We start from the raw sequence: 8256 nt of genomic DNA, 5'->3' as shown, positions 1-8256 counted from the left end.
CGCAATTCACCGACCTCGCCCGGTTGAAGAGGCGGCGAGTAATTGCAAAGTGCAAATTGATCAATGCAAATTGCAAAGTGTTTCCGGCTCAGCAACTCACGTGACAACGCAGACCTGCAATTGCCAATTTGCAATGTCCATTTTGCAATTTGCAATCGCCCCGCCTCGCATCACGACCACGCCACACCGGAAGGGGCCGTCGTGGTCATTCCCGCGTTATCCAGCAGTGTAAAGCCAGCGGTTGATGTGAGCTTGGTTGCGACGAGGCTTGGCCGTTGAAGCCTGCCCCACGGAACAGTTGAGGACAACAGTTCTACTCTCGCCCCCCAAAGGGTTTGCTCACTTCAGCAGGAACCCGTTGAGGTTCCAACCGGTTTCGGTGGTTTCGACAAATCCGAACGCGTTGCGGAAGTACTTCTCGACCTCGCTGAACGCTGGCCATTTGCTGACGTTCAAACGCTCGATGGGTTCGTCCGTTTTGGGCTCGTCGCCTTCGAACATTCGCCGGACTAAAGAAGCAAGAACGGAATCACTGTTCTTCAACTCACCTTGGCGTTGAAGTTCGTACTTCGCTCGCAACGACTGACGCAGACGCACCACGCGTTGAAAAGCCACTTCATCGGCTCCCATCTCTCTGGTCATTTTCAAAAGGTCTTTGACTTCATCCAGGTCTACGAGCTTGTCGCCCTCGCCGGTTTGCATCCGCTTCGCCACATCGACCAACCAGTCCACGTGGCTGCTAAACACCAGGTGTGGCTTCTTGGAGCCCTTGCCCGCAGGCACCATCGCAATGGCCCATGTGTTCAACAGCGGAGTCTGTTGTTCATCGATCTCTTCCTCGAAGCCGAGATCATCGAAGAACTCATCATCCAGTTCATCGTCGCCGCTGCCGTGTTTGACTTGCCAAATTTCAATCCCTGGAACCGAGTCGACTTTGAAAACATCCGGTTCGACTTCCATCGCTTTGCGAACCGCCGTTCCAATTGCATCCGCATTGCGAACTTCGATCGCGACCAAGACGCGTTCCGAATCCACCGTCGCGGGCAACGTGTTGTCAGTCAGCAACAACAGGTGTTCGGAAAGGTTTGGCAGGACATTGTTCTCGATATCAATTTGCGGCCCTTCCTCGTCGTCGCGGATGCCTTCAATGCTGGGCCGAAAAATTTCATTGTCGAAGGCTTCGTCGACCAATGTCTCCACCGCCCAAAACGCTTCTTCGATCTTCCAGTTCACTCGCGTGAGGCTGGCCGTGTTGGCAGGAACCCATGCCGGAATCTCATCCAGCGGTGTGTTGGGGAATTGCAGCATCCGAGCCGCCAAACGATAGCGACTGGGTTTGTCGGTCACGGGAGGAGCATGCACGTAACCACGATGCAGCAAGTCGAACTTGCCCTGACCCACGACCGCGATACCACCGGCCGCTTGCAAGGCATCGAACCCTTGGTTTTCCAACAGATTCAAAATGCGAACCTTGTTGCCACGATCCACTTTGGCAACGTCGCGAATGATCCGGCCCATCGTCAAAGGTTTAACGAACCATTCAACCTGCGAACCTTCCGTTTCGATTTCACTACGCGACAGAGCCTGCTTCCAAACGGTTCGCAGCAAAGGTGCCTTGTCCAAGGAATCTTCCCGGCCATCGTTTGCAATCGCGTCCAGGATCTCCAGCACCACCGAGTCGCGATCCGATGCGATCACGCGATCTTTGGTGAGCGAGACAACAACTTGTTCGATCTTCAGTTGCCCGGGTCGCGTCTTTGGTCGGTACACGCGAACGGTCTCGCCCGCGTGAGTGACATCGGTGCGGGTCGCGCCGTCGGCTTTCAGATCTTGATCAACTCGCTTCAAGACAGCTTCCGCTTCCGCGTGCTTGCCGCGAATGTCGGCCACAACACAAACCGAAGAAGGTCGACGGTTGTCGTTTTCAAAGGGCAACCAAACCGCAATCACTTCTCCAGTCGCGATCTCGTACAGTTCCTTTGGACGCAAGCCGACCTTGTCGCCGAGCTTTTCCCACACGGCACCTTGGCTGCCAAAATTGGCATCGATCAATGGCTTCATCGAAGGATCATCCGTGATGCCAGACAGTGTTGTCTTCTTCCACGAATCACACAGCACAGTCAGGTTGGGAATACGCACCACGCCGGCCGCTGTGTCGGGCAACAACTTCAGCGCCGTCATCAAAACGGGTTTGGCACCGCCCTGCTCTGCTCCAGCTTTCTTTGCGGGCCCAGCTTCCTTCGCGGGTGCCGCATCTTGAGCGACCAAATGTGATCCAATCAAACACACGGCCAGAACGGCTGTCATCACATGGAACACCGCGACGCGGCGAGCCTGTGTTCGACCGTCGAAGTTGGAAAAATATATTCGCGTGGGATTGATCACTCGTTTGTCCGCCACTTGCACCCGTTGAAAATTCATTCAAGATCCGTCTGAAATCATCGGAATCCATCCGAGCCCGCGTCTCTGCGCGACTGGCTCAGCCGGCCGATATCGTAAACCCTTCCATTTCGGGCCGAAATGCCGATGTCACCATCCATCGCCTGATTTGTGCCCTTGCAAGAGACCAAAATGACCGAAACGCAGGAAACTCCGTACCAAAACCCCCTGATTGAGCGTTACGCGTCACGAGAAATGGCGTTTCACTGGGGCCCCCAGCGGCGATTTGCATCCTGGCGAAAGGTCTGGATCGCGCTCGCGGAGGCCGAACAAGAACTCGGAATCGCGATCACCGATGCCCAAATCGAACAACTGAAGTCGTTCGAAAACAATTTAAATCTGGATGCGGCGGCCAAATACGAGCGTGAATTGCGCCACGATGTGATGGCTCATGTGCACGCATATGGGGACCAATGCCCGGACGCCCGCGGGATCATCCACCTCGGCGCGACCAGTTGCTTTGTGACCGACAACGCGGACCTGCTGCTGATTCGCGAAGCTCTTGAGCTCACCGCTAAACGCTTGGCGGCCACGATCGACCAAATGGCAAAATTCGCTGCCGAGCACCGCGACCTGCCCTGCCTCGCCTTCACCCACTTTCAACCGGCTCAGCCCACCACGGTCGGAAAGCGAGCCTGCTTGTGGATCTACGACCTGGTTCTTGATCTCGAAGCGATCGAACATCGTCTCGAAACGCTGCGAGCCCGCTCGGCCAAGGGCACCACGGGAACCCAAGCCAGCTTCCTCGAGTTGTTCTCGGGCGACCAAGACAAAGTGCGAACCCTCGAGAAACGAATCGCGGAAAAGCTCTCCTTTGATTCCGTCTACGCGGTCACCGGACAAACTTACCCACGCAAGGTCGACGCTCAATTGCTCGACGCCCTGTCCGGAATCGGGCAAAGCCTGCACAAGATCGCCACCGACATCCGCTTGCTCGCCGGCCGCAAAGAAGTCGAAGAGCCGTTTGAAAAGAAACAAATTGGCAGCTCGGCGATGGCCTACAAACGCAACCCGATGCGGAGCGAGCGAATCTGTGCACTCGGTCGGTTTGTCATGAGCCTGCAAAGCAGCCCCGCGATGACCGCGGCGACTCAGTGGATGGAACGTACACTCGACGACAGTGCCAACCGCCGCTTGGTCATCCCGCAAGCGTTCTTGGCGATCGACGCAGCACTGGTGTTGATGCAAAACGTTGCCGACGGAATGGTCGTCTACCCAGCCACGATCGCGAAAAACTTGGGCGCCGAACTGCCGTTCATGGCGACCGAGAACATCTTGATGCAAGCGGTCGCTGCGGGCGGTGACCGTCAAGATTTGCACGAGCAAATTCGCGTGCACAGCCAAGCCGCGGCACTGGAAGTCAAACAGAACGCTGGCGACAACGATCTGCTGGAACGTCTCAAAGGCGACGAGAACTTCGCCGGCATCGACTTGGAAGCTGCGATTGATCCGCACGCCTACGTGGGGCGAGCTCCCCAACAAGTCGACGAGTTCATGGAAGCGATCATCGCTCCCATCCGCCAGCGATACTCTGGCGGTGACAGTTTGAGCGTCGAAGTCACCGTCTGATTTCAACGGGCAACTGCCTGTCAACGCAAAGATCTCGCCGGTCCGCATGGCACCGGCGAGATCAAGTTTCTCTCTTGGATCGTCCGTTCTTAGAACAAGAAGATCGTGTCGATGCCGAACGTGGTTTGTTCGTCTTCGTCGTTTTCCAAGATACCGGTCACGTCGGCTCCGTCTGCCCAATCCCAACGAATTTCGGGACGGATCAAGACGTTGGCGTGCGGCTTGACGTTGGCGCCCAAGGTCAACGCGTAGACGTCAACGTTGCCGTTGAAGACACCCGCATCGGCGTCATACCACTCGAAGCGGCTGCCCAAGGCCAAACAATCGCTGACCGTGTAGATCAGGTAGTTGTTCAGACCGTAGGTTTCTTTGAAGTTGGCACCGTTGCCGTCTTCCGCGTCGATGTAGTCCGATTGCAAGATGTATTGCAGTTGCTCGGTCAACGTGATGTCGGTGACGATCGAGTGCATGTAGCCTTGCGAAGTGGTTCCGCCGGGCTGATCTGCGAAGCGACCAGCAACGGTTGCGTAAGTGACCGTGACATCGTCGCTCATTGCAAGCGATGCACCACCCAAGAACGAGTCGCCGTTGTCTTCGAATCCGCTGTCCCAGCCCAACGTGTAACCACCGTACAAGGTCAGATCATCGCCGGCGTTGTAAGTCGCCAATGCACCGGTGTGGGTAAAGGGCTCGCTGTTGTACATCGTGTAAGCGTGGCTGTAGAAGAAGTTGTCTGGAGCGGCAACGACTTCGTAACCAATGATCGTGAAGAAGCGGCCAAACTTCACCGACAGGTCTCCGTAGCCCACTTCGCCGTAGACCTGTGGCAACGCACTGCCATACTCGCCGCGATCCCAACCGGTGTCCCAGTGACCATTGTCGATGCCGAACGCTTGCGTGTCTTGGGCATCGATGCCGTAGACGTAGTCAATGCGTCCGCCGAAATCGAACCCGTCCGAGGTGTCGATCGCTTTTTCGGCGTAGAACCAAGCTTGATGCAAGTTGGCTTCGTCGGGGCGGTTGTTGAACAAAGGCAACGCTTTGCTGTGGTAGCCCATTTGAACCCAGCCGCCGACGGTGTAGCCACAGGCTTCGCCGAACAGGGTGAACGGATCGCCGAGATCGCAATCGAACATGCCGCAGCCACCATCGTCGAACAGGCCGCCTCCCATGTCCCCACAACCACCATCGCAGGTCAGTTCGCCGCAACCACATTCCATTTCGGGAAACGTGTCACACGATTCATCACAACTGGCGTTGAAGTGCCCCACGGGGAGGACTTCGGCTTGCGTCGTGGGCATTCCGCCCTGGTAACTTGCGTCAGCCACGAATCGGTCGGCGGCAGAAGCGCCATTGAGGCTTCCCAATCCAACCAAGCCACCGAGGGCCAACCACAAAGCAGCTCGTTTCGATTTCATCTTGCTCGTCCCTGATCGATTTCAAATGGATTCGCCGCGCCCACAGTGACTGCCACCTTCCATGGCAGCAAACCAGTCAACCGTGTCGACCGCCAAGTAGAGGCGAGTCCTTGCTGGGAAGTATCGTCCTCGCGGCGCGATGCAATTGAGACCATTGCCATAGAAACCCCAGCCCGAATCACCGGAAAATCCGGCACAGCGTTAAACTTTGCGGGTTAGGTGGTTGGTCCGGCGAGTCGAAAGCCTTCGGTCGTGCTTGCTGAAATCTTGAACGCAAACGAAAAAAAGCCGGCTCATCGCATTTCTGCGGTGAACCGGCCTCTTGGGTCTCACGAAATCGTCCTTCGGGGCAGCTTAGAACGTGAAGATCGTATCGAAACCGAAGGTGGTTTGATCGTCGTCGTTGTTTTCCAAGATCCCGGTGTAGTCGCCATCGACCCAGTCCCAACGAACTTCGGGACGAATCAAGACGTTGGCGTGAGGACGGTAGTTGATACCGGTCGTCAAAGCGTAGACGTCGCTGTCGACATTGTTTCCGTCGTTGAAGACGCCTTCGCTTTGGTACCACTCGAAGCGGCTGCCCAAGGACAAGCAGTCATTGATGTTGTAGATCAAGTACTGGTTGATGCCGAACGTGTCGCGAACGGTTGCACCAGCAGCATCTTCGCTATCCAGTACGTCCGACTGAATGATGTACTGCAAGTTGTCGCTCACAGCGTAATCAGCAACGATCGAGTGCATGTATCCTCGTTCGGCTCCGCCAGCAACGCCTTGACGCTCGTTGAATCGACCAACGGTCGTGGCGTAGGTCAGGGTCAAGTCATCCGTCAAACCAGCCGAGAAACCACCGAGGTAGCTGTCGCCGTTGTCTTCAAAACCGCTGTCCCAACCCACCGTGTATCCACCGAATACGCTCAGGTCATCCGAAACGTCGTACGTTGCCAAAGCACCGGTGTGGGTGAAGGGCTCGCTGTTGTACATCGTGTAAGCGTGGCTGTAGAAGAAGTTGTCCGGAGCGGCAACGACTTCAAAACCAATGGTCGTGAAAAATTTACCAACCTTGACCGACAGGTCGCCGTAGCCCATTTCTGTGTACAACTGAGGAATCGCGGAGCCGTAGTCCCCACCGTTGTCCCATTGGTTGTCCCAGTGACCGTTGTCGATTCCGAACGCTTGCGTGTCGGGTCCGTCGGTACCGTAGACGTAATCAATACGTCCACCGATGTCGAATCCACACGAAGTGTCGATGGCTTTTTCAGCGTACAACCATGCTTGTTGCAACTGAACGTTGTCGGGACGGCTGTTGAACAAAGGCAATGCCTTTGTGTGGTAGCCGATCGACGCCCATCCGCCGACTTCGATGCCGCAGACGTCGCCGAACAGTGTGTAAGGGTCGTCCAAGCAGCAGTCGCCCATACCGGGCAAGCAGCTTCCGAGGCCACCGCCGCAGAGCGAATCACAACCGCTGTCGCAGCCTGAGTCGCATCCACAATCACCCAAGCAACCAATGGTTTCGCAACCGCAAGTCACTTCGTTCTCGCAACCGGTGTCGCAGCCGCCAACAGGCTCACAACCACACACGGGCTCACCACAATCGCAAAGCGATGAGGTGCAAGAGACCAATCCAATATCATTTGCTGAAGCGCCGGTCAGGTTCGTGGCATTAACGCCGCATGCAACCGCTGCGATCAGAGCTAGTTTACTAAGCTTCATTGCTTTCTCCGTTGATATCCCAATCCAATTGGGTCGTTTCGTGTCACCAAGATTCAAAATGGATGCTGTTCGAACGGGAAGCTGTGCCCCCACAATTAGGGAGGGCCGATCTCTCGCTCTCAACGATGAAACAAACGCAGTCCATCGCTCTTTCAACGCACACGCTGCCTGCCGCCGATGGCACATCGAAACTTTCAGGCAATCGCTTCGGAATTCGAATCAATCACCTCGAGAAATTTCGAGTGAGTTGAAAGCAATCCATCATGTCGTCGGGAGAATTCATCGGTGGGTTAGCGGGATCTGTCCTCAACCGGTGCACAAAACGACTTAGAAACCGCCCGCGAGGTGCGCAACGCGCCTATTGATCCTCATCTGCGGGTCGCTCTCAACGTTCCAGCTGGGCAAACTTTGACGCTTCCCACTCCGAACACGCCCCGCATCTGAAAATCCTGCTTTCAATAAAACGTTCCACCCGCTATCCTGCGGGGCTTCTCCCTGAAACCAGGGATTTTGACCGTCTCAAACCACATTCATGACAATCACCGCGAGCGGTGGCGGAGAATCAGATGGCACGACAGTGCGAAGCGTGCGGCAAAAAAGTCCAAATGGGCAACCGTATCGAAACCCGGGGTAAAGCGAAGTACTTGGGCGGTGTCGGTACCAAGATCACCGGCTGTACCCGCCGTAAATTTGTCCCCAACTTGCAAAAAGTTCACGTGACATTGCCAAACGGCACCAATAAATCGATGCGAGTTTGCACGCAGTGCATCCGCAGCGGTGTCGTTCGCAAAACGGTGAAAACCAAACCATTTGACGTCAGCGGCAGCAAAAAGTCCTGATGTCCAGTTCCGGCAACGGCAGCGGTGGTTCGGTCGACATCCAAAAATTGGCTCGACTGGCTCGACTTCAGCTTACGGAGCAGGAGCAAACCGATTTTGGTCCGCAAATCACGGACATCCTCGGTTTCGTTGAACAATTGTCCGAACTCGACACCTCCGGTGTCGAGCCGATGACGAGTGCGCTGGACGTCGAAAACTGCTTCCGCGACGACGCTCCCGACCAAAGCCTGTCATCCAAAGCGGCGACACGCACGGCTCCCGCCTCTCAAGACGGCACG

General features: G+C 55.9%; 6 protein-coding genes. 3 read left to right on the top strand and 3 right to left on the bottom strand.

All coding sequences use genetic code 11. From position 1 onward, the window contains the following. Window positions 1-339: 339 nt before the first annotated feature. Complete coding sequence (locus B2R17_RS05205; protein ID WP_286763132.1) at window positions 340-2421, bottom strand: membrane or secreted protein; 2082 nt, start codon at window positions 2419-2421, stop codon at window positions 340-342. Window positions 2422-2571: 150 nt separating this feature from the next. Between B2R17_RS05205 and purB the strand changes: the two genes are divergently transcribed. Then, a complete protein-coding gene (gene purB / locus B2R17_RS05200) occupies window positions 2572-4008 on the top strand; it encodes an adenylosuccinate lyase (RefSeq protein ID WP_008665431.1) in 1437 nt (478 codons plus the stop codon). A gap of 89 nt (window positions 4009-4097) precedes the next feature. Here purB and B2R17_RS05195 read toward each other — a convergent pair whose 3' ends face one another. Further along, window positions 4098-5426: a porin gene (locus B2R17_RS05195; RefSeq protein WP_008665432.1), complete on the bottom strand. Its 1329-nt coding sequence runs from the start codon at window positions 5424-5426 to the stop codon at window positions 4098-4100. A 354-nt stretch (window positions 5427-5780) separates the two neighbouring features. Continuing rightward, the gene (locus B2R17_RS05190; RefSeq protein ID WP_286763186.1) at window positions 5781-7007 is read right to left on the bottom strand and encodes a porin; all 1227 of its coding nucleotides are present in this window, start codon (window positions 7005-7007) and stop codon (window positions 5781-5783) included. A gap of 698 nt (window positions 7008-7705) precedes the next feature. On the opposite strand from B2R17_RS05190, the gene rpmB reads away from it, so the two are divergent. Both rpmB and gatC read left to right on the top strand, forming a co-directional pair. Then, a complete protein-coding gene (rpmB, locus tag B2R17_RS05185; RefSeq protein WP_007334954.1) occupies window positions 7706-7978 on the top strand; it encodes a 50S ribosomal protein L28 in 273 nt (90 codons plus the stop codon). Next, on the top strand, window positions 7978-8256 hold a 279-nt coding region (gene gatC / locus B2R17_RS05180), incomplete at its 3' end, for an Asp-tRNA(Asn)/Glu-tRNA(Gln) amidotransferase subunit GatC (protein WP_286763130.1). The genes rpmB and gatC, both read left to right, overlap by 1 nt.

Source organism: Rhodopirellula sp. UBA1907 (assembly GCF_002337565.1).
GTDB lineage: Bacteria > Planctomycetota > Planctomycetia > Pirellulales > Pirellulaceae > Rhodopirellula > Rhodopirellula europaea.
The sequence above is the reverse complement of the archived record's forward strand: the minus strand, read 5'-3'. Positions and strand labels throughout refer to the sequence as shown.

Bases quoted from the DNA above. Each gene is read 5' to 3' on its own strand.
- B2R17_RS05195 (WP_008665432.1), bottom strand. From the start codon at position 5,426: ATGAAATCGAAACGAGCTGCTTTGTGGTTGGCCCTCGGTGGCTTGGTT.
- B2R17_RS05205 (WP_286763132.1), bottom strand. From the start codon at position 2,421: ATGAATTTTCAACGGGTGCAAGTGGCGGACAAACGAGTGATCAATCCC.
- purB (WP_008665431.1), top strand. From the start codon at position 2,572: ATGACCGAAACGCAGGAAACTCCGTACCAAAACCCCCTGATTGAGCGT.
- rpmB (WP_007334954.1), top strand. From the start codon at position 7,706: ATGGCACGACAGTGCGAAGCGTGCGGCAAAAAAGTCCAAATGGGCAAC.